Below are 18090 nucleotides of genomic sequence, written 5' to 3'. Positions count from 1 at the left end.
CGCCCGGGCCGCTTTGCAACTGAAGCGGCCCGAACCGCGCTGACAGACCGTGCAATACGCCCGTTTTCCGGGCCGCGGCTGTCAGCCGCTTTTCATCATTAGCTGTTAGAATCCCCGGCCAAACCCGAACCAAGGCCCTCAGACCCGACGTGCAAAACAACCTGCAAAACGCCTCCCTTGCCCGACAACTGTTCAGCATGACCTGGCCAATGCTGTTCGGGGTGCTGTCGCTGATGACGTTTCAGTTGACTGACAGCGCCTTCATCGGCCAGCTCGGTCGTGATCCACTGGCGGCCCTGGGTTTTACCGTGCCCATGCAGCAACTGATCACCGGTATGTACGTGGGACTGGGCATCGCCACCACCGCCATCATTTCCAGAACACTGGGCCAGGGTGAAAGTCTGCACGCCCAGCGCCTGGGCGGGCTGGTCATCACCATCGGCGCCACGCTGGCGGTGCTGCTGTGCCTGTCGGTCTGGCTGTTTCAGGAGCCGATACTGGACCTGCTGGGTGCCGAGACGGAACTGCGCCCGGTCATCCGGGGCTACTGGGCCCCATGGCTGGTCTCTGCCTGGACCGGGGCGGCCCTGTATTTTAGCTATGCCGTGTGCCGGGCCAACGGCGATACCCGGCTGCCCGGCTACATGATGGTCGCCACCAGTCTGATCAATATAGCCCTGGACCCTCTCTATATTTTTGTCTTCGGCTGGGGACTGCCCGGCGCGGCCTGGGCCACCATCACCGCCTTTGCCCTGGGTGCCCTGGTGGTTTACCCGACGCTCACCCGCCGCCAGTGGCTGCGTTTTGATCTGCTCCAGCTGCAACTGGTCCAGGCCATCCGTCGCCTGGTCGGCATCATGGCGCCGGCCATGGTCAGCCAGTTGATGCCACCGATCTCCGCCATGCTGGCCACCGCCCTGGTCGCCGGTTTCGGCTCTGCCGCCGTGGCTGCCTGGGGCCTGGGTACCCGGCTGGAGTTTTTCTCCATCGTCGTGGTTCTGGCCCTGACCATGTCCATGCCACCGATGGTGGGCCGCATGCTGGGCGCCGGGGAACTGGAGAAGGTTCGCCGCCTGGTGCGGCTGGCTGTGCGTTTCATCGTCCTCTGGCAGTTGGCCATCGGCCTGATCTGGCTGGTGGCCTCGGGCTTTGTGGCCGAACTGTTCAGCCGGGATGGCCATGTTCAGGAGATCATGGTCAGCTACCTGCTCAGGGTACCACTGAGCTACAGCGGTCTGGGTGTCTGTATCCTGATGGTGTCCATCAACAACGCCCTGGGTATGCCCATGCGAGCCTTGCTGATTTCCACGCTCAGGCTTTTCGCCTGCTATCTTCCGATGCTCTGGCTGGGCGCTCAATTGGCTGGCCTGCCGGGGCTGATGACCGGTGCGCTGGTGGGCAACCTGGCAGCTGGCGGCATGGCCTATCTTCTGTACCGGCAGGGCATGCGCCAGCTCCGGGCCCAGGTTTAGGAAGCCTCGGGCTCTGCTTCGAACCTGGCCCGAAAGCCCTCCGGCAGGGGCGTGACTTCCCGACTGCGGTAATTGAAGAAGACAAAACCGTACTTGGCCATGGCCACCGGCTGGCCACTGTCGGCCTTGGTGACGCGAAACACGAAATCGGCTCCGTAGCGATTAAAGTCGGCAATGCCCACCTCGAAACGCAGCACGTCCGGGTAGAAGGATTCGCCCTGGTACATCGTGGCCAGGTCGGTGACGATGATACCGATGCCGTCTTCCCCCATTTCCCGGATGCCCCGGGCCGCGAGAAACCGCGCTCGGGCCTCCGACAGCATGGAAATCAGGGCGTCATTGCCCAGGTGATTGGCCGCGTTAATATCGGTGATACGGACCGGCATGCGGGTTTCGAAATGGAAAACATGATCCGGGAATTCGAGCTTGATTCTGGCCACGGCGCGTCCTGACTGGGTCTGTTGAAGCGGAGTGATCATGATAACCGCCCGGGGCAGACTGTTCATCCTGCATCGGGATCGGGTATCTTGGAAAAAACGACAAAAAGAGACTGCTATGGATATTCGCCCAGCCGCCACTCTGGTTCTGACCCGGGACACGCCACACGGCCTTGAGGTCCTGCTGATGCAGAGGACCTGGGATGCCGCCTTCCTGCCCGGCTATTTTGTCTTCCCCGGCGGTGCGGTGGATACCCGGGAAACCGAAGCCCGGGCCCATGCCGCCGGCGCCGCAGACACCGAAATCAGCCACACCATGAGCCTGGACGAAGGCGGTGCCGACTATATGCTGGCCGCTATTCGAGAGTGCTTCGAGGAATCGGGCATCCTGCTGGCCTGCGACGCCAGCGGTGCCCTGATTACAGGTGACCATGATGCCCTTGGCCACCGTGACGCCGTGTACCGTAGCGACATGGCCCTGGCCGATGTCTGCCACCGGCACGGACTGACCATCCCGCTGGACCGGCTGGCCTATCTGAGCCACTGGATCACGCCGCCGGGCCCGTCCCGCCGTTTCGATACCCTTTTTTTTGTGGCGGTGGCCCCGGCCGGACAGACCGCCAGCCATGATGGTCAGGAGACCATTGATCATGCCTGGATCGCACCGGCGGACGCTCTCGACGACCATCGCGCCGGACGCCGCCTGCTGAGCATGCCGACCATCCGCACCCTGCGCATGCTCACCGATTTCAGTGACACGGCGGCGATGATGCGTTATGCCCACGCCAACCCGCCAGAGCCCATTCCCAGCAAGCCCTGGCCAGCCATCAAGGGCGGCGAACCCGTCACGCTGGAACCGGGCGCCCCGGCCTACGACGAAGCAGTCAAACTGGACCCGGAAGGCGAAGGCCGCACCCGGGCGGAGATCCTGCCCGGCGAGGCCGTGGAAGTCGCCGCCGGTGTCATCCGGCTGACCGCCCCCAACGCCGGCATCATGACCGGCCCGGGCACCAACACCTATCTGCTTGGCCATGACCGGTTCACGGTGATTGATCCGGGCCCGGTGGATGAGGCGCACATCGAACGCATCCTCGAGGTGACCGGCGGGCGCATTGACCGGGTACTGGTGACCCACACCCACCGCGATCACTCACCCGGTGCCCAGACCCTGCGCGAGCGTACCGGCTGCCCTGTTGCCGGCTGGCCGGCACCACCGGGCATCGAGCACGATCAGGACTTCCAGCCGGACGAACAACCACAGCCGGACTCCGCCATCACCACCGAAGCGGGCACCCTGAAGGTCCTGCACACGCCCGGGCATGCCTGCAACCACCTGTGCTACCTGCTGACCGAGCAGGAGATCCTGTTCTCCGGCGATCACATCATGCAGGGCTCCACGGTGATCATTAACCCGCCGGATGGCGACATGAAGGCCTATATTGAATCCCTGTACGGGCTTCTGAATGAGCCAACGCGTTTTATCGCGCCGGCCCACGGTTTCCTGATGGCGCGGCCGGAGGCGGTGATCGACTTCCTGATCACCCACCGCCTGTCACGGGAACACAAAGTGGCCCGCGCTCTGGAGGAACTGGCTCCGGTGGGACTGCAGGCGCTGACGGCCCGCGCTTATGACGACGTGCCCAGGGCCATGCAGAGCATTGCCGCCCGCTCGGCCCTGGCGCACCTGCTCAAACTGGAGGCTGAACACCGGGCCTTTCAGGAACAGGACCTCTGGCACGCGTTGCAACCGGGGTAGGAAGGGTTACTTCTTCGCGATCACCCAGACCGCATGGACGATACCGGGGATATAGCCAAGGATGGTGAGCAGGATGTTGATCCAGAAATGCTTACCGATACCCACCTGCAGGAAGACGCCCAGCGGCGGCAGTAAAATAGAGAACAGAATTCGAATAAGATCCATGGATTTCTCTCCTTATCGGGCGTTATCGCCCTGTGATCATGCAACATAGCATCGTGCGTTCAGTTGGACACAGGATGCCGCGCCCTGACGGCATGTTCATGAAAGCGGCATTAAACCTGTGTCACGGCGGTATTCAAGCCAGAAACCGGGCCCTATCCTTGGGGCCATTCAACCGAAATCCGAGGACTTATGCTGTTTGCCCGAACGTCACAAGCCACTCTGAAGCCCTTTGCCATCTGCCTTCTGGCCACCTGCTTTGCCATGCCGGCCTGGGCAGCCAACGAACAGAATCCGGACCAGCCGGTTCCGCCGTCGGCTCAATTGCCGGAGGATGAAAACGTTGAGGATGTTGAACGCTCGGAGCCCAGAGCAGACGCCCAGCCGGCAGAAGCCGGTGAAAAACCGGCCGCCAAAGAGAGCGCGGCGGGCGAAGGCTCCCAGCAGGCTCCGGACGCCAAGGGCGATGTGAAAGACCAGACGCCGGATTCCGGCAAGGTCGCCCCCAACATCGATCTCAAGGAAGTCGCCCCCATGCCGGAGCCTGAACCTGAGCCCGCGAAGGAATCCGAATCCGATCCCGAAGCGAGTGCGCCGGAGCAGGCCCCGGATGAAACCGGCGATAAAGCCGATGCATCACCCGAGCAGGCCGCCCCGGAGACTGACACTGCAGAAACCGGAGACGAGCCATCAGAAACCACGGACACCCAGGATGAGGCGCAACCGGAAACCGAAGCCGAAGCGAAGGCCGCCGGCAGCTTTTCCCTGCTCGGCAAGGAGATCCTGCCCGGTACGTCCACGCGCCTGGCGTGGTCTCCCGGCATCCAGATTGCCGGCCTGTCGCAGATCACCCCGGTGCTGGTGGTGAACGGCGCCTGGCAGGGGCCGACCCTGTGCCTGACCGGTGCCATCCACGGAGATGAGCTCAATGGCATCGAAATTATCCGGCGTACCATGTACGACCTGGACCCGGAGAAACTCACCGGCCGGGTCATCGGCGTGCCCATCGTCAACCTGACCGGCTTCCAGCAGGGCACCCGCTACCTGCCGGATCGGCGCGACCTGAACCGTCACTTCCCCGGCCGGGAGGACGGCACCCTGGCGGACCGGGTCGCCCATTCGCTGTTCAAGAACGTGATCCAGCGCTGTGACATGCTGGTGGACATTCATACCGGTTCACTCAAGCGCACCAACCTGCCCCAGTTGCGGGCCGACATGAACAATCCCCAGGTGGCCGAATTCACCCGTGGCTTCGACAGCATGGCGGTGGTGCACAGCAGCGGCTCGGAAGGCATGCTTCGCACGGCGGCCACTGAAGCGGGCATTCGCACGGTGACCCTGGAGGCTGGCGAATCCCTGCGGATTCAGGAGCACCAGATCGAAGCCGGGGTAAACAGCCTGCACAGCCTGATGGAAAAACACGGGATGATTTCCCGCATGTTCGTGTGGGGTGACCCCGAACCGGTCTACTACGACTCCACCTGGGTCCGGGCGGCCCATGGCGGCATCCTGTTCAGCGACGTGGAGCTGGGTGACCGGGTCAGCGAAGGCGAGATCCTGGGCTATGTTTCCGACCCCATCACCAACGCCCAGCATCCCATCCGCTCATCGGCTGAAGGCCGGGTGATCGGTATGGCGGTGGATCAGGTGGTGATGGCCGGCTTTGCCGCCTACCACATTGGTACGGAGGCAGAAGTGCCCGGAGAGTAGTATGCTACGCGTTTGACCCGACAAGCACGTAGCAGAAGGAGCGAGTGTGTCTTCGGAAAACGCACAAACGGCGCCCCGCATGCCGGGGCTGGCCTATGTTGGCCTGGTTCTCACCCCCTTGTTCTGGGCCGGCAACGCGGTTGTGGCGCGGGGGACGGTGGAAAACATCCCGCCGTTGTCCATGTCATTCTGGCGCTGGGTCATCGCCCTGGCGATCCTGCTGCCGTTCGGCCTGCCCGGGATCCTGCGCCACCGCCAGACCATTGCCCGGCATCTGGGCTCCATGCTGGCACTGGCTACGTTCAGTGTCGCCGCCTTCAACTCTCTACTGTACTTCGCTGCCGTCACCACCACGGCGACCAACATCGCCCTGATCAACGCAACCATCCCCATTTTCGTGGCCCTGCTGGCCTGGCTGTTACTGGGCGACCGGACCCGGCCACTGCAGGCCATGGGCATTGCGCTGGCCCTGCTCGGCATACTGACCGTGGTGGCAAGGGGCGATATCTTGGTGCTGACCGGCCTTCAGGCCCAGTCTGGCGACCTGATCATGGTGGCGGCGGTGTTCAGTTGGGGACTGTTCTCGGTGCTGCTACGCCGCCAGGCCGTGCCCCTGCCGCCGCTGACGTTCCTAACCACCCAGATCCTGTTCGGTACGCTGATCATCCTGCCGTTCTACCTGGCCGACCTGGTGTGGTTCAGTGGCGGCTTTGAGTTGTCCAAAGGCACGGCCATGCCGCTGCTCTATTTTGCGATCTTCCCGGGCATTCTGGCCTACGGCTTCTGGAATCACGGCGTCCACACGATTGGCCCCGCCAAAGCGGCGATCTTCATGTACCTGACCCCGGTCTTCGCCTCCGTGCTGGCCGGCATTTTCCTGGACGAATCCCTGGGTCTGTTCCATGTGATCGGCGGCGGACTGATTCTCGCCGGCCTGCTGCTGGCCACCCGCACCGGCCAGCCCCGGGGGAACTACCGCTAGCGCCGGGCGAGGGCATCCTCGATCCGGCCCAGCGCCTGCCGGAGCACGGCAACCGGGCAGCCGATATTCACCCGCATGAAGCCGCTGCCCGGTTCACCAAAGGTCACCCCCGGGTTCATGCCCACGCCGGCTTCCTCGACAAAAAAGCGCTTGAGCCCGGCATCGTCCAGCCCCAGTGCCCGGCAATCCAGCCACATCAGGTAGGTGCCTTCCGGCGCGGTGGTCCGGATGCCCGGCAACTGCCGCGTGACAAAAGCCTCGACAAACTCCCGGTTGGATTGCAGGTACATCAGCAGTTCTTCCAGCCAGCCCGATCCGTGGCGATAGCCTGCCTCAAACCCGGCCGCACTGAACGGGTTGCACTGGGGCAGGTGCATGCTGTCGAACACCGTTTTCAGCGCCCGGCGCCGGGACTCGTCAGGAATCACCAGTGCTGACAGCCCCAGCCCGGGCATGTTGAAGGTCTTGCTGGGGGCGACCGCAGTCACCACGGCGTCCTCCGGGCCGGCCAGGGTGGCCAGTACGGTATGGGGCGGCCGGTCGGGATAGACCAGGTCGCAATGGATTTCATCAGACACCACTACCAACTGGTGACGGCGGGCGACGGCCAGTACCGCCTCCAGTTCTTCCTTCGTCCACACCCGGCCCACCGGGTTGTGGGGCGAGCACAGCAGCAGAACCCGGGCATCCGGCCGGGCGGCGCACTGCTCCAGGTGCTCCAGATCCATCCGGTAACGGCCATCCGCTTCCTCGATCAGCGGGTTTTCGATCACCTCGCGCCCGGCCTGGCGCACCGAGCTGAAAAACGGTGGGTACACCGGCGGCTGGATAATCACCCCTTCGCCCTCGTCGGCGTAGGCCATACAGGCAGCATTCAGGGACGGCACCACACCCGGCGCCATCAGTATCCACTCCCGGCGAATTGACCACTGGTGGTGCTCGGCAAACCAGTCGATCATGGCCTGATAGAGGCTGTCCGGGAACAGGCTGTAGCCGTAGACCGGGTGTTCCGCCCTGGCCTTCAGGGCCTCGGTCACCGCCCGGGGCGCCGGGAAGTCCATATCCGCCACCCAGACCGGAATCACGTCCTCCCGGCCAAAAACCGCTTTGCGGGCGTCGAACTTGACCGATCCGGTCCCTTCCCGGGCAATGGTTTTGTCAAACAGGCTGGACACGAGAAAACTCCCTGGGGCTTTGGGTGAAGGCTTATTGTGGAAGGCGGCAACCGGACTGGCAACCTGCGCCACCGACGGTCAGAGGCCACGGCTTTGGTCGAAAGGCCGGATTTTTCGCTTGCCGAGCGGGTGTGATACTTGCGAACCTAACCGCTTTGCTTTGCGACTGACAAGAACCATAACCGCTTTCGGAGCCTCTCAATGATTGGCCAGATCCTGTCGACCATGCTGCCGGTATTCCTGATTGCCGGCTGTGGGGCCCTCTACGGCCGCTATCGTTCCCCGGACATCCAGGGGCTGAATGTCCTGAACATGGAACTGTTCGTGCCCATGCTGGTGTTTGCCGTGCTGGCCGACCAGCAGGCGCCCCTGCAGGAATACGCCCGCCTGGCTCTGGCAGCGACCGTCGTGGTGCTGGGTTCCGGCCTGCTGCTGTATCCACTCGCTAAGGTCCTGAAACTCGATATCAAGACCTTCCTGCCGCCGATGATGTTCAACAACACCGGCAACATGGGCATCCCGATTATGGTACTGGCGTTCGGTGACCAGGCCCTGCCGGCCGCCATCGTGCTGTTCATTGTCGAAATGCTGCTGCATTTCTCGGTGGGACTGTACATGCTCGACCCTCACACCTCCCTGGTCCAGCGCCTGAAACTGCCGATTGTGTTTGCCAGCATCGCCGGCCTGCTGGTGAATTTCAGTGGCGTGGCCCTGCCGGGCTGGCTGCTCGAGAGCCTGAACATGCTGGGCGAGGTCTGCATCCCGCTGATGCTGTTCGCCCTGGGTGTGCGCATGCTGGAGGTGGATTTCACGGACTGGAAACTGGGCATACTGGGCGCCATCGCCTGCCCCGCCAGCGGCCTGCTGCTGGCCTGGCCCATGATTGCCCTGCTCGACCTGCCGGGCCTCCAGGTTGCCAGCCTCTGGGTTTTCGCAGCGCTGCCGCCGGCTGTGCTTAACTATATGGTAGCGGAACAGTACCGGCAGGAGCCCCATAAAGTCGCTTCGCTGGTATTATTGAGTAATCTGGGCAGTCTGGTGGTCATGCCGCTCGTTCTGGGACTGGTATTCGCTGCCGGCTATCTCTAAGTCGATGTTCAAAGACAGGGACGACTGATCGATGTCCGAAAGCGTTGCGGTGGTACGCTCCTCCCGGCCGAATTTCCTGATTCTGGCCCCACTCTGTGCCGGCCTGGGGCTGGCCGTTGCCTGGCAGCAGGGACTGCCGCCTTCACTGTTCCACACCCTGCTGGTGTTCATCGGCGCGGTGCTGGCCCATGCCGCCGTCAACCTGCTCAACGAGTATGAGGATTTCGTGTCCGGGCTGGACATGATGACCCGTCGCACGCCCTTCTCCGGGGGCAGCGGTTCCCTTCCGGAAATTCCGTCTGCAGCCCGGAGTGTGCTGGTAGCCGGCATAGGCACCCTGGCGCTGGTGGTGGCCATCGGCCTGTACTTCCTCTGGTTGCGGGGCCTGCCCATGCTGGTTCTGGGTGCCACCGGCGTGTTGCTAGTGATCACCTATACCCGCTGGATTACCCGTTCTCCCCTGTTGTGCCTGCTGGCGCCCGGCATGGGCTTCGGGCCGGTGATGGTCCTGGGCAGCGTGATCGCTCTGGGCGCCCGGCTGGATGCCATGGCCCTGGTGTGCGCCACCGTGGCCATGCTGCTGGTGAGCGAACTGCTGCTGATCAACCAGATCCCGGACGAGGAAGCAGACCGGAAGGCTGGCCGGCGCCACCTGGTGATCACCCTGGGCGCACGCTCCGCCAGCCGGCTGGTGGCGGATTTGCTACTGGCCAGCCATGGCCTGATTGTTCTGGCCATGCTGACCGGTGTTCTGCCACTTGGCAGCGCACTGGCTCTGCTGACTCTACCGCCGGCCCTGTGGATCACTCGGCGCCTGCCCAATGCCATTGATCACCCTGAAGACCTGAACCGGGTACTTGGCACCAATGTGGCCGTCCTGCTGGCAACACTGGCCTTGCTGATTCTCGGCATCAGTCTGTAACCGGCTTCCGCCCTTTGGTGAACGCAGCACCGGGCTTGCATGAGCCGACTGTATAGCCGAAGGTAAGAAGCAACACTCTGCGATTCCAGTGACGATAGGGAGGTCCACCCATGAGCGTCCTGCTTCTGGTTATCAGTGCCCTGGTGTTGATTTACTTCAGTATCGGCGGGAAAACCGCCGCCCTTGTGATGTCTGTGGCAACCCTGGTGGGTGTGGCCATGGACGACTGGCACATCGCCAGCTTCATCTTCGGGGGCATCCCTCTGGCCCTGGCGCTTCTGCTGGTGACGCCGGGGGATCTTCGTCTCAACAAACTCAGCCGCCCGCTGCTGTCCTGGGTTCGAAGCCGGTTGCCCAAGCTTTCAGACACCGAGGCGGAAGCCCTCAAATCCGGCTCCGTCGACTGGGACGGTGAACTCTTCTCCGGCAAGCCGGACTGGAACAAGCTGCTGGATGCCCAGCCCGCCCACCTCACCAGCGAGGAACAGGCATTTCTGGATGGCCCGGTTGAACAGCTGTGCAAAATGCTGGACGACTGGAAGATCACCCACGAACAGTACGATCTGCCGGACAAGGTCTGGAAGTTCATCCGGGAAAAGGGCTTTTTCGGGCTGGTGATCCCCAAGGAGGACGGCGGCCTGGGCTTTTCCAACACCGCCCACTCCGAGATCGTCATGAAAATCTCCACCCGCAGCGTGTCTGCGGCGGTCACGGTGATGGTGCCCAACTCCCTCGGGCCGGGCGAACTGCTCATGCACTACGGCACCGATGAGCAGAAACAGCACTATCTGCCAAGACTGGCCGGTGGCGAGGAAATCCCCTGCTTTGCCCTGACCTCCCCGGTCGCCGGCTCAGATGCCGGCGCCATCCCGGACAAGGGCCTGGTCTGCAAGGGCGAATGGAACGGCGAAGAGGTTCTGGGCCTGAAAGTCACCTGGAACAAGCGCTACATCACCCTGGCGCCGGTCGCCACGCTGATTGGCCTGGCCATCAAGGTGTACGACCCGGACCACCTGATCGGCGAACAGGACGACATTGGCGTGACCTGCGTGCTGGTGCCCCAGGATACCGACGGTGTCCATTCCGGCGCCCGTCACCTGCCGATGAACACTGTGTTCATGAACGGCCCCACCTGGGGCAACGAAGTGTTCATCCCCATGACCCAGGTGATTGGCGGCCAGGACATGCTCGGCAAGGGCTGGACCATGCTGCTTGAATGCCTGTCCATCGGCCGTTCCATTTCCCTGCCGGCCCTGGGCACCGGCGCCGGCAAACTGGCGAGCCTGGCCACCGGCTCCTATGCCTACACCCGGGAACAGTTCGGCCGGTCCATCAGCCAGTTCGAGGGCGTGCAGGAAGCCCTGGAACCCATTGCCGGCTACACCTACATGATGGACGCCGCCCGGCTGCTGACCTCCGGCATGCTCGACCGGGGCGTGCGGCCCTCGGTGCCCTCGGCGGTACTGAAATACCGCAACACCGACCTGATGCGGGAAGTCATCAACCACGCCATGGACGTGGTCGCCGGCCGCGGCGTAATTACCGGCCCGCGCAACTTCCTCGCACGGGCGTACCAGGCCGTGCCCATCGGCATCACGGTTGAGGGCGCCAATATCCTCACCCGCAGCCTGATGGTCTTCGGGCAGGGCGCCATCCGCTGCCACCCCTTCATTGTCGAGGAGATCGAAGCCGCCGGCATGGAAGACGAAGACAAGGCGGCGAAAAAATTCGACGGTATTTTCTATAAACACCTGGCTCACACCACCCGCAATGCCCTGCGGGCCTTCCTGCTGGGCCTCAGCCGCGGCTGGCTGGAACCGGCGCCGAAACAGGGCGATATCCAGGGCTGCTACCGTCAGCTCAGCCGCTTCTCGGCAGCCTTCGCACTGATGACCGACGTCACCCTGCTGAGCGTCGGCGGCGGCCTCAAGGCCCGACAGCGCCTGTCTGGCCGGATGGCGGATTGCCTGGTGCATCAGTACTACGCCACAGCGGTCATCAAACAGTGGCATGAGGAAGGGTATCCGGAAGACCAGCGCCCGCTGGTGGAATGGTGCCTGCGCAGTTGCCTGAGAGATCTCCAGGCCGCCATGCGTGAGGCCATCATCAACTTCCCGGTGCCGGCCCTGCGCTGGCCGTTGCGCCTGCTGGTCTTCCCGCTGGGCGCCACCGGCCTGAACGGCCCGGACGACCGGCTGGGCGCCAAGGTCGCCGCCAGTATTGTGGAAGACACCCCGGTTCGGGAACGGATCAGCCGTGGCACCTTCGTCACCGAGGATCCGGACGATCCTCTCGGTCGGGTCCTTAATGCCTACCGGCTGGCCAACGACACCGCCGATATGCGCCAGCGCCTGCATGAGGCGATCCGCAACCGCGACGAAGACCAGATTGACGGTATCGCCCTGCTGATGGGCCACCAGCGCAAGGAACTGGTGGACTGGGCCTGCGCCCAGGGCATTGTGACGGCGGATGAGTGCCCGAAACTCGAAGAGGCCCTGACCGCGCTTTATGATGTGATACGGGTGGATGCCTTCGATGCCGACGGCCTCAAGGCCCTGTCACGCTGCGCCAAGGGCAAACGCAAGGTGGTTGAACGCCCGGCCACCGAATAAGGCGGCCATCTTAACCGCAGAATCAGGCCTCCGGGGTTTCCGGCCTCAGACCGCCCCGGATGGCCTCATCCACCAGCCACCGCCGCAGAAGCTGGATGCCGCGCTCCCGGCGGCGGCTGGTTTTCCACGCGAAATAGAACTTGTCCCCGGTAATCACCGAGTGCGTCGGCAGGCGCACAAAGTCCTCCGAATCCTTCCGCGTGCTGAGCATGTAGTCGTTGGTCAGGGCGATGCCCTGGTGGAACCGTGCCGCTTCCAGCGCCAACAGCATGTGGCTGAAATGCTGCACCCGCGCCGAATCCGGGATGGCTTCGCCCACCTCCCGGTACCAGGCCTGCCAGTCGCCGGCCGGGCGATCAAAAATGCTGTGGGTGGACAGCAGGGGGAAGCGGGCCATGTCCTGGTGTGACACCGGCTGCTCGTCCCGCCCCTCAAACGCCATGTCCCGGCCCAATTCCCGGCGTATCCGTTGCCAGTAATCCTGACTGCACACCGGGAACAGTCGTTCGGTATAAAGCCATTCGTAGCTGTACGCGGCCACGTTGGGATAGATGGTGATAAAACAGTCCGCCACCCGATCCGACAGCACCGGGTTTTCACTGCTCATTTCCAGGGCCAGATCAATCTGGGGATGAACCCGCTGCAGCTCCGGCAACCGGGGCACCAGCCAGCGCACGGCAAAGGAACTGAACACCGACAACCGCAACCGGGACTGCTCATGGCCCAGTAACTCCTCGCTGGCCCTTTCAATCTGGAGCAGCGACGAGCCAATGGCATCAAAGTACTGGCGCCCCTCATCGGTCAGGGTGACAGACCGGCCGGAACGCCAGAACAGGCGCTCACCCAGGTAGCTTTCCAATTGCTTGATCTGGTGACTCACCGCGCTCTGGGTGATGGCCAGTTCATCCGCAGCGGCGGAAAAGCTCTTGAGCCGGGCCACGGCTTCAAACACTGGCAGGGCTTTGAGGGGAGGCAGCTTCATATCGAATTTTCTAATAGGTGGTCAATTATCATCATTTTATCGGATATTGCCTGCCCAGTAGAATCCCAATCAGAAAATTCAGGCCCGACCGGGCGACCACGCACCATCACATGAACAATAGGGAGGCAAAGACATGTCCGGCAAAACCGTCAACAGCGCCATTCTGCTGCTGGTCATCGGCAATGCCATGGCCATCGCCTCCGATGTGTTCATCAAACTGCTGGAACCCGGTGCGCCAATCTTCCAGTTTGCCTTCCTGCGCTGCGTGCTGACCCTGGCCTTCCTGCTGCCTATGGCGGGCCAACTGAACCGGGGGCAGCTGTTCAGCGGGCTGAAAATCCACACGCTGAGGGCTCACATTCACCTGGGCGGCATACTGTGCATGGTAGTCGCCCTGGGTAACCTGCCGCTGGCAACCGCCAACGCGCTTTTCTACGCCGCACCAATACTGGTAATGGTGCTTTCTGCGGTGGTTTTCCGGGAGCGGCTGACGCCCCTGAGCGTGCTGGCCGTATTCAGTGGCTTCACCGGCATTGTCGTCATCCTGCGCCCGGTGGAATTCAACTGGGCCGCCATCGCCGCCCTCGGCTCCGCGCTGGCTCTGGCCATCAACGCGGTGATGGTCCGGCAGTTGCCCAAACAGCAGTCCACCGTGCACAAGCTGTTCCTCAATTACCTGCTGATCCTGCCGGCAGCCGGTGCCCTGGCCCTATGGGAAGGCGCGGAATGGTCACCCGGCATACTGCTGAGCGCCGCCGGTTCCGCGTTCTTTATTCTCGGCTACAACATCACCGTACTGCTGGCCTACCGGCAGGTAGACGCCAACCAGGTGACCAGCGCCGAGTACACCGGCCTGATCTGGGCGGTGATGATTGGCTGGGTCGGCTTCAACGAAATGCCGGACCTCTGGTTTGCCGTCGGCAGCGCCATGATCGTCGTCCCGCTGATACTGGTGGGCCTGCATTCGCGCCAGCAGCACCAGAGAATGCGCCGGGCCCAGCCGGTGAATGCCTGAGGCCAAGGGGCGGCAGGTCTGCTCTGAAACCTGACCGCCTCTATCCCACCAGGCCTGCCAATCGACCCTCCACCCCACATCACCCTGTTTTTATACAGTGTTATTGACTGCGCGAATCAAAGACGTCAAATAATCACATGGCAAGCTACACAATGCTGGTCTATGCTGTTGTTTTATAAGCGCTAGATGGCAAAAGGATGCTCGTTTATTGCGGAATAATGACGCACTCAAATTTCTGTAATAATAGAGAGTGCTATCTAATCACTGTTAGCGCCCTTTCTACACATTGGAGGTTTTTAGCATGGATCGTCTTGAAGCACTGGAAAAGAACTTGAACATCACTTTGGGAAGAGTGAATGGTCTCCACTCGCTTCTGTACACGATCGCCAGGGAGCTTCCCCCAGAAGTTGCCGCCAAATGCGTCGAATCTGCAGAAGCCGCCCAAGAGAAAATTATTGCTGATGGCGTGGCAGCACCGGTGCCCGATGACATGATCAACGAAATGAACAGAGTAGTAGCTGAGGGTATCTTCGTCCTCAAGGCTGCGGCCAAGCAGCAAGGTTAAACATCACGGCAGCGTCGCTAACAAGTCGTTGTAGTACGTTCCGGCCCTTGCGGGCCTCCACCGGACCGGTTTTCCGGTGCGCTGCGCCTCCAAACCGGCCGCAGAACATTGGCGTTAGCTGGGCGCCCCCTACTAAGGAGTTCCACTGAATGTATGTGCCGAGCCACTTCAAGGAAGACGACATAGGCAAGCTTCAACAGTATATTCGTGACTACGGGTTCGGTCTGCTGGTAGTCGCGGATGAGGATGGAATTGAGGCAAACCATGTTCCATTTCACTTGGTTTCCGAAAAAGATGGCTCCCTTGGGCAGCTTCAGTGCCATCTGGCTCGAAGCAACCCTGTCTGGCATCGCCTGCATGATGGAGCTCGAGTTCTTGCGGTTTTTAAGGGGCCCGATGCCTACGTTTCACCCTCGTGGTATGCGACTAAGGCAGAAACAGGCAGGGTTGTTCCAACATGGAACTATTTGGCTGTCCATGCAAAAGGGACTGCTCGCGTTATTGAGGATTCAAACTGGCTGACACATCATCTCCATCGACTTACAGACCAACATGAGTCTGGCATGGGCAGCCCCTGGTCTGTTGATGACGCGCCAGCGGATTTCACCGAACGCTTGGTAAACGCGATCGTCGGTGTAGAGATCGAAATTGAGAGCCTGACAGGTAAGCTGAAGGCTAGTCAGAACCAACCAGAAAAGAACCGGACCGGTGTCAAAGCGGGTCTTGAGGCTGGAGAAGGAGCGCGCCACAGTACTATGGCTAAGTTCATCAGCTAACCAAGGGCTGTTGTCGGACGTTTTTTCCGTTGCTCCGCTCCTCCAAAACCGCCGCAAAGTCCGGCGTCAGAGCTGGTCGTAGTGTCCTCCAATGGCAAAAATATAAATAGATTTGTCATCGAACCGATATATCAGCCTGTCCTTCTGTGAGATGCGTCTTGACCACAAGCCTGATAAGTTGTGTTTGAGTGGTTCAGGTTTGCCGGTGCCAGCGGATGGATCTTCAGACCGTAGCATTTCTTTCAGCAGCTTGCGGAGGGCTTTGTGCAGCCTCTGGTCTTTTTCGCGCATCTTTTCATAAGCTTCCCAAGTGTTGCCCTCAAATACCAGTGATCTCATTCATCTGCTCATCATCAGGAGTGTATCCCTGGCCACGACTGTGAGTATCGAGGGAGGCCGCAATTTGTTGCATCAGGTCTCGATTTTGAAGGACATGGAGAGTTTCTTGCTCTCTTTCCCAGTCTTCAGCACTCATGATCACGAAAGCCTCCCCGGCACGACGTGTCACCTTGAGGGGCTCGTGTCTACTAATAACCTGTTCTACGAGGCTTTTCAGGTTGTCTCTGAATTTGTTGACACTGATGATATCCATAACTGCACCATTACGTACGGAAACTCCGTACAACTATAGCGCAGTAGCCCTAACAAGGCCAGTCACGGCGACGGCTTTTACATTGCGGCTGCGCCTCCATTTCAAAGCGGCGCGTGCTGGGCGGCGTTATGTGCTTTGGTCATGAACGAGAAACCGCGAGTTTTGCTAAAACTGGGCGTTGCCCTGATCGCTATCCCAACTGCCGTTACCCTGCTGGAATTGGGGTATTGTCGTTACGTCTTGGCGGGTGCAGTTGATGCCGATCAGGCGCTGAGCTATCGAAACGGGATCGCATTCGCCAATGACGGAAAAACGCCTTTCACTGGTGCTGCCTACAGTTCGGTGTGCGGAAGTGAATGCGGCTTCGCAGGCTGCTCTTTGCTACATTGGTACTCAAAGTTCGAGAAAGGCAAGATAACTGAGAGCCTCCTGCCGGAGTCAGGCAGAGCCAACGATTTTTTCAGCATTTCGCTATTCGGTGGATATCAGCGTGTTGAGTATGGTTCCGGTAAAGCAGCACATAGCCAGTCGTTGTAGTTCGTTCCGGGCGCCCATTGCGCTGCGCTCCATGGGCGCCGCTATACCTGTGCGTTAGGGCCAAAAACAAGGAGAGTTCGCTTGGCAACAAATTATGTCCTGATAGATTTTGAGAATGTACAGCCAAGTAACCTGGAGGTTCTCAAGCAGCACCCTTTCAAGGTGGTGGTTTTCGTTGGAGCCAACCAGGTAAAGATACCGTTTGATCTGGCTGAAGCGATGCAGGGTCTTGGGGATGCTGCGCGATATATTAAAATTACGGGTACCGGAAAAAACGCCCTCGATTTCCACATTGCCTATTACATTGGCGAGCTGGCGGCCAAGGATTCAGGCGCGTACTTCCACATCATTTCCCGAGATACCGGTTTTGACACGCTGATCAAGCATCTCAAGTCGCGTGGCATTAAAATCCAGCGTGAGCGAGATTTGGCAGAAATTCCTGTAGTAAGAATGTCCACGGCTACCTCTACCGACGATATGGTATCCGCCATCGTGAAAAACCTGGCAGGCAGGGGCCAATCTCGACCTCGCAAGGTGAAGACGCTCTCCAACACCATCAATTCTCTGTTCACAGAGAAGCTGTCTGAACAGCAGTTAAGCTCAATTGTGAAAGACCTTGAGCAGCGCAAGTACATAAAGGTGAACAATGGCAATGTCTCGTACCAATTGCCGCACTAGCCCATACAAGCGGCTGTTGCCGGAGGCACCTCCACTGGCGCTCCGGCGCGCCGCAAAGCCAGGGCGTCATGTGTGCAGTGCTACTATCACTATGGCTGCGTTATTGGGGGCTAGGAATGTTTGACTATACGATCCTACACTGGATGACCTTTTTGTCGACGGCGGTTCTTTTGAACCTTTCGCCTGGACCAGACATTGCCTTTATTTTGGGACAGACACTTCGCAATGGAAGGCGCCAGGGGCTCGCTGCTATGTTTGGCGCTTGGACAGGGGCCGGGCTGCATGTGGTTATGGCGGCAGTCGGACTTTCGGCAATCCTCGCAACGTCAGCGCTGGCTTTTTCGATCGTTAAATTGCTGGGCGCTGCTTATTTGATGTGGCTTGGAATCAAGATGCTGCTGTCGCGTGGCGACTCATTTGTTACGAATGACAGTTTAAACAATCAGAGCCGGCATTCCATTTATTGGCAAGGCGTGCTGGTTTCAGCGCTCAATCCAAAAGTGGCTATTTTCTTTCTCGCCTTCTTGCCACAGTGTAGTGGTTCAATGATTCCGGACACCAACGTAGGTGGTAAGGTTGCCACCATAAACGAGGTGTCTGATGACCAGAAAACGACGTTCCTTTACTC

At 60.6% G+C, this 18090-nt stretch carries 19 protein-coding genes; 13 read left to right on the top strand and 6 right to left on the bottom strand.

Annotated features, from left to right (window positions below; genetic code table 11):
* The first annotated feature begins 149 nt into the window (after positions 1-149).
* Positions 150-1472: an MATE family efflux transporter gene (locus tag HNR38_RS00095; protein ID WP_343068183.1), complete on the top strand. Its 1323-nt coding sequence runs from the start codon at positions 150-152 to the stop codon at positions 1470-1472.
* Here the strand turns inward: HNR38_RS00095 and HNR38_RS00090 are convergent.
* Positions 1469-1912, bottom strand: a complete 444-nt coding sequence (locus HNR38_RS00090) for a thioesterase family protein (RefSeq protein WP_183699675.1) — start codon at positions 1910-1912, stop codon at positions 1469-1471. The two genes, HNR38_RS00095 and HNR38_RS00090, sit on opposite strands and share 4 nt — an antisense overlap.
* A gap of 115 nt (positions 1913-2027) precedes the next feature.
* Here HNR38_RS00090 and HNR38_RS00085 point away from each other — a divergent pair, with 115 nt between their 5' ends.
* Positions 2028-3665 (top strand): MBL fold metallo-hydrolase, encoded by a 1638-nt coding sequence (locus HNR38_RS00085; RefSeq protein ID WP_183698522.1) that lies wholly within the window; start codon positions 2028-2030, stop codon positions 3663-3665.
* Between the two features lie 6 nt (positions 3666-3671).
* Here HNR38_RS00085 and HNR38_RS00080 read toward each other — a convergent pair whose 3' ends face one another.
* The gene (locus tag HNR38_RS00080) at positions 3672-3830 is read right to left on the bottom strand and encodes a YqaE/Pmp3 family membrane protein (RefSeq protein ID WP_183698520.1); all 159 of its coding nucleotides are present in this window, start codon (positions 3828-3830) and stop codon (positions 3672-3674) included.
* A gap of 189 nt (positions 3831-4019) precedes the next feature.
* Between HNR38_RS00080 and HNR38_RS00075 the strand changes: the two genes are divergently transcribed.
* Positions 4020-5537, top strand: coding sequence for a succinylglutamate desuccinylase/aspartoacylase domain-containing protein (locus HNR38_RS00075; RefSeq protein WP_379919085.1), 1518 nt, complete (start codon positions 4020-4022; stop codon positions 5535-5537).
* Positions 5538-5583: 46 nt separating this feature from the next.
* Complete coding sequence (locus HNR38_RS00070; protein ID WP_343068182.1) at positions 5584-6519, top strand: DMT family transporter; 936 nt, start codon at positions 5584-5586, stop codon at positions 6517-6519.
* On the opposite strand, the gene HNR38_RS00065 is transcribed toward HNR38_RS00070, so the two are convergent.
* Positions 6516-7694 (bottom strand): PatB family C-S lyase, encoded by a 1179-nt coding sequence (locus tag HNR38_RS00065; protein ID WP_183698518.1) that lies wholly within the window; start codon positions 7692-7694, stop codon positions 6516-6518. The two genes, HNR38_RS00070 and HNR38_RS00065, sit on opposite strands and share 4 nt — an antisense overlap.
* A gap of 201 nt (positions 7695-7895) precedes the next feature.
* Here HNR38_RS00065 and HNR38_RS00060 point away from each other — a divergent pair, with 201 nt between their 5' ends.
* The 3 genes from HNR38_RS00060 to HNR38_RS00050 all read left to right on the top strand — a co-directional run bounded on the left by HNR38_RS00060 (position 7896) and on the right by HNR38_RS00050 (position 12317).
* Entirely contained in the window at positions 7896-8783 is an 888-nt protein-coding gene (locus tag HNR38_RS00060) for an AEC family transporter (RefSeq protein ID WP_183698516.1), read from the top strand.
* Positions 8784-8814: 31 nt separating this feature from the next.
* On the top strand, positions 8815-9705 hold the full coding sequence (locus tag HNR38_RS00055; RefSeq protein ID WP_183698514.1) for a prenyltransferase: 891 nt from the start codon (positions 8815-8817) through the stop codon (positions 9703-9705).
* Positions 9706-9815: 110 nt separating this feature from the next.
* A complete protein-coding gene (locus HNR38_RS00050) occupies positions 9816-12317 on the top strand; it encodes an acyl-CoA dehydrogenase (RefSeq protein ID WP_183698512.1) in 2502 nt (833 codons plus the stop codon).
* A gap of 22 nt (positions 12318-12339) precedes the next feature.
* Here the strand turns inward: HNR38_RS00050 and HNR38_RS00045 are convergent, their stop codons facing one another.
* Positions 12340-13299: a LysR family transcriptional regulator gene (locus tag HNR38_RS00045; RefSeq protein WP_183698510.1), complete on the bottom strand. Its 960-nt coding sequence runs from the start codon at positions 13297-13299 to the stop codon at positions 12340-12342.
* Positions 13300-13432: 133 nt separating this feature from the next.
* Between HNR38_RS00045 and HNR38_RS00040 the strand changes: the two genes are divergently transcribed.
* The 3 genes from HNR38_RS00040 to HNR38_RS00030 all read left to right on the top strand — a co-directional run bounded on the left by HNR38_RS00040 (position 13433) and on the right by HNR38_RS00030 (position 15655).
* Positions 13433-14314 carry a DMT family transporter gene (locus HNR38_RS00040; protein WP_183698508.1) on the top strand — a complete coding sequence of 294 codons (882 nt, stop codon included), beginning with the start codon at positions 13433-13435 and terminating at the stop codon, positions 14312-14314.
* 301 nt (positions 14315-14615) lie between these two features.
* Complete coding sequence (locus HNR38_RS00035) at positions 14616-14879, top strand: hypothetical protein (protein ID WP_183698506.1); 264 nt, start codon at positions 14616-14618, stop codon at positions 14877-14879.
* Positions 14880-15028: 149 nt separating this feature from the next.
* Positions 15029-15655 (top strand): FMN-binding negative transcriptional regulator, encoded by a 627-nt coding sequence (locus HNR38_RS00030; RefSeq protein ID WP_183698504.1) that lies wholly within the window; start codon positions 15029-15031, stop codon positions 15653-15655.
* 66 nt (positions 15656-15721) lie between these two features.
* Here HNR38_RS00030 and HNR38_RS00025 read toward each other — a convergent pair whose 3' ends face one another.
* A complete protein-coding gene (locus tag HNR38_RS00025; RefSeq protein ID WP_183698502.1) occupies positions 15722-15994 on the bottom strand; it encodes a Txe/YoeB family addiction module toxin in 273 nt (90 codons plus the stop codon).
* Positions 15975-16247 (bottom strand): type II toxin-antitoxin system Phd/YefM family antitoxin, encoded by a 273-nt coding sequence (locus HNR38_RS00020; RefSeq protein ID WP_183698500.1) that lies wholly within the window; start codon positions 16245-16247, stop codon positions 15975-15977. The genes HNR38_RS00025 and HNR38_RS00020 overlap by 20 nt, the downstream gene beginning before the upstream one ends.
* 141 nt (positions 16248-16388) lie before the next feature.
* Between HNR38_RS00020 and HNR38_RS00015 the strand changes: the two genes are divergently transcribed.
* The 3 genes from HNR38_RS00015 to HNR38_RS00005 all read left to right on the top strand — a co-directional run.
* On the top strand, positions 16389-16784 hold the full coding sequence (locus HNR38_RS00015) for a hypothetical protein (RefSeq protein ID WP_183698499.1): 396 nt from the start codon (positions 16389-16391) through the stop codon (positions 16782-16784).
* An 81-nt stretch (positions 16785-16865) separates the two neighbouring features.
* On the top strand, positions 16866-17462 hold the full coding sequence (locus HNR38_RS00010; RefSeq protein WP_183698497.1) for a PIN domain-containing protein: 597 nt from the start codon (positions 16866-16868) through the stop codon (positions 17460-17462).
* 116 nt (positions 17463-17578) lie between these two features.
* A partial coding sequence (locus HNR38_RS00005; protein WP_183698495.1) for a LysE family translocator occupies positions 17579-18090 on the top strand: 512 nt, incomplete at its 3' end.

The sequence above is a fragment of the Marinobacter oulmenensis genome (assembly GCF_014201735.1).
Taxonomy (GTDB): Bacteria; Pseudomonadota; Gammaproteobacteria; order Pseudomonadales; family Oleiphilaceae; genus Marinobacter; species Marinobacter oulmenensis.
The sequence above is the reverse complement of the archived record's forward strand: the minus strand, read 5'-3'. Positions and strand labels throughout refer to the sequence as shown.